Genomic DNA, 3,213 nt, shown 5'->3' on the forward strand with positions numbered 1-3,213 from the left:
AAATCCGCAGGCAATCGACAACCGCGATTAGCTTGCGCTCGTTTTGCTTTTTTGGGAACGTTCTCTTGCTCGTGAATTGGAGGTTGGTTGTCTGATGATGTTGTGATTTGCTCTGATGTGGTCTCAGCAGCAGCAACCTCTGTTGGTTCGTCAACCTGTTCGTTTGTTTCTAAACTTTCAGAACCAATTTCTTTTTTTGCTAAAACGATAGTTTTAGTTTTTTTATTATAACTGTTAATGTTAGTGTTATTGTTTATGTTATATATATAGGCATCATTAAGCATGTCGTAAGCATCATGCTTAGCATCCTTAAGCATACTGTTAGCATCATGCTTAATAACTTTAGCATCGTTAAGCATGGCTTTAGCATTGTTTTTATCAGTATTTTCAATGGCTTTAGCATCATCACAAGCATCATTTGTATGTTTATCCCATCTTGCCTGCGCTGCTTTCTTTGCTCTCTCTGATAACTTCTTTGACCGAGATGTCTTCGATACCTTATCTAAGCTTTCATTAGAGTTATTGAGTTCTTCTTCAACTTTTAAACTCCATAAACACCCATCGTCTAAACGTTCGATATGACCCGTGCTTATTAAAACTTCTAACGCTTTCATAAACATTTTTACTGAACAACCAGTGTAATTAGCCCAGACCTTTGTGTTATTTAAAAGCGGCTCTCCAGTATAAAGCATTTGCAAACGCAATTTTATATAAACATTGCATTCAATGGGAGATAAACAAGCAAGATCAAGAATCCACCTATCTGCAAACAGCCTCGTCCACGGTAATTTACTGGACATATATACCCCCTTCTTTCATTAAATATAAAATTGCTAAAGCATCTGCTTCGTTGTCGTCTTTAGGCGTATGTCCTTTTGCACACACCGCCTTAATCATTTTTACTTTTGATGCGTTTCCTTTTCCTGTTGTTGCTTTCTTAATTGTGCCAACAGGAATGCCTTCATACGGTATCTGATGATGTTCACACCACGTCGTTAAGGTTGATAACAAGTCACCGTAAATATGCGCTGCATCAGTACTATTATGACGCCTCACTTCTTCAAAATACACCGCGTCAATGCTGTCTACTGTCTGTTTTATTTCTGATAGACATCTCTTAAAGCGTAAATAATGCATTCCACCGACTTCAAAATATCGGGGGTGGAAATTCATGACACCACTGATGATGTGACCATCCGCACCGCATATCGCCCAGCCTGTCTTGGTCCCTAGATCAAGACATAAAATGGTTTGTGCGTTAGTGATCATAATCCCCCCTTAAGGCTCTACGTATTTATATGTTTGCTATGACAGAGCGTGTTGTGATTGCCTGTCTTGCAAAAATGTTTTTGAAAAAGGAACCTCGCAATGATTCATTGTTAATTAACAATCCTCATTTTTGGCTCAAATGACGCAAGTTAAAAAACTTCTCCTGCAAAAATAAAATCGATCAATCTCGGTTCTTCTTTTTTGTTGATTAACTCAGTGATTTTATTGTTTAATTCATCAATAACTTTCATCTGTGAAGCTAACTTTAGCCTTTGGCTGTATAGCGTTTCATTTTTTTGCTTAATTAAAGAGGATAGGTTTTCAAGTACTACTTGCTGTTGTTCAATTGACTTATCTCGCTCTGCAAGAGTTGCTTCATGCCATCTCATCCAATTATCAAATTGTGACTTATGCCATTCTTCTTGTTTTGCAAGAACTTTTGTATGAGTTCTATGTCGTTTTATAAGATCTTCTATGCTACAATCACGATCCGGTATTTGTATAAATTCTTTCACAAACTTATCTCCATTCTCAATTTTCGTATTACAACCTATTGATCTACAAAACTGGGTGTAAATCTTCTTCAATATTCCGTTTCTCATGATCTTTCTTCTTTAAGAATGTGAAGGCTGCTGTTGCTGTTCGTTATTATCTGTAGGGGCAGCAATAAAAGCAGGCATAGAGCTAGAACTATCCTTCAACTTTTGCAGCTTTAAATAATTTATTACGGAGATAGATCCTCTTTTTTCCCACTTGCAAACAGCTGCTTGAGTTACACCAAGCATTTTCGCCATTTCTGATTGTGTCCAATTAAATTTGCCTCGTATTGACTTAGTCAAATTCTTAAAATCTTCTCGTTGATCCATTTACAAGCTCCAATTACAGCTCTGTCTTATTTTATTCATATAATTATAGTTATATAAAGTCAATGAAAATTATCTTTATCAACGATAAAAAAATAAGGTAAGCAGAAGTATGAGTAATAAATCTAATATCATAAGCACATTAAAAAAGATTTTGACCGAGTTTAACTTAACGCAAGAAGATGTAGCCAAACGGCTAAACGTAACACAAGCTTCGGTGTCTAAGTGGTTAAAAGATTCTGATCCACGTGGCTCTAATCGAGATGCCATTTTAGAATTATATAAAGAACTAAAAGGGGACAATCACTTAACAACTTTTGTTCCTCTTATGGGGTATATTGGAGCAGGAACACAGATAGATCCAAGTTTTGAACAAATCCCTGAAGATGGTCTTGAACAAGTAGAAATTCCTTTTGCTTTACCTGATGATATGGTTGCTTTTGAAGTTAAAGGAGATTCTATGATTCCAGCCTATAAAGATGGAGATATGGTTATCGTAAGACGGCGCCAAATTAAAACAATAGAATCCTTTTTTGGCAAAGAAGCCGTTATTTTAACACATGATAATAAAAGATATATAAAGCAGATTAGCAGGGGAATGAATGGTGAAATAGATCTGCTTTCTTGGAATGCCTTACCTATTAAGAATGTTAAAATTGTGTGGGTTGGAGAGATATTTGCTATTTTGCCAATAAGTTCTTACAGCAAGATGATTCGGACTTATCGCTAATTATCCTCTCCTCTTATTCAGCAAGATATTATAATATTTTTTATAAAAAATATAACTTTTTATAATTTTTTGCTTGCTATTTTATAATTATAGTTATATAAGTAATTATACAAACCACGCACAAACAATTGCCAAGAGGCGTTAGGGAGGAGAAATTATGGAAAATCCAATTCTTATAAATTCTGATGAAATCTTATTAGTTGTCTATGATGATGATCAAAACATTGCAGAGTCTGGACCACTTGATGCAAGCCAAATTCTAAAAATTATTGATGAGGCAGATGATGCAATCCAAATCTTTCGCATCAATCCTTCTGAGAATAATTGTGAAGATATCTCTGAAGAAATTGC

Annotated in this window: 5 protein-coding genes and 1 pseudogene; 2 read left to right on the plus strand and 4 right to left on the minus strand. The window is 35.3% G+C overall.

The features are described 5' to 3' along the window. From ACFIKE_RS08900 to ACFIKE_RS08915, 4 genes are all read right to left on the minus strand, one after another. The coding region (locus ACFIKE_RS08900) for a hypothetical protein (RefSeq protein ID WP_375649396.1) at positions 1 to 800 on the minus strand (800 nt) is incomplete at its 3' end. Beyond that, complete coding sequence (locus ACFIKE_RS08905) at positions 790 to 1,269, minus strand: crossover junction endodeoxyribonuclease RuvC (RefSeq protein ID WP_375649398.1); 480 nt, start codon at positions 1,267 to 1,269, stop codon at positions 790 to 792. The genes ACFIKE_RS08905 and ACFIKE_RS08900, both read right to left, overlap by 11 nt. 149 nt (positions 1,270 to 1,418) lie before the next feature. Further along, positions 1,419 to 1,784 (minus strand): hypothetical protein, encoded by a 366-nt coding sequence (locus tag ACFIKE_RS08910; protein WP_208431513.1) that lies wholly within the window; start codon positions 1,782 to 1,784, stop codon positions 1,419 to 1,421. A 99-nt stretch (positions 1,785 to 1,883) separates the two neighbouring features. Continuing rightward, positions 1,884 to 2,135: a helix-turn-helix transcriptional regulator gene (locus tag ACFIKE_RS08915; protein ID WP_375649401.1), complete on the minus strand. Its 252-nt coding sequence runs from the start codon at positions 2,133 to 2,135 to the stop codon at positions 1,884 to 1,886. Between the two features lie 109 nt (positions 2,136 to 2,244). Between ACFIKE_RS08915 and ACFIKE_RS08920 the strand changes: the two genes are divergently transcribed. Continuing rightward, positions 2,245 to 2,862 (plus strand): S24 family peptidase, encoded by a 618-nt coding sequence (locus tag ACFIKE_RS08920; RefSeq protein ID WP_375622548.1) that lies wholly within the window; start codon positions 2,245 to 2,247, stop codon positions 2,860 to 2,862. Between the two features lie 157 nt (positions 2,863 to 3,019). Then, positions 3,020 to 3,213, plus strand: a pseudogene (locus ACFIKE_RS08925) (hypothetical protein); the annotation flags it as partial.

Origin of the sequence: Bartonella sp. MU70NMGDW (assembly GCF_042194085.1) — a bacterium.
Taxonomy (GTDB): Bacteria; Pseudomonadota; Alphaproteobacteria; order Rhizobiales; family Rhizobiaceae; genus Bartonella; species Bartonella grahamii.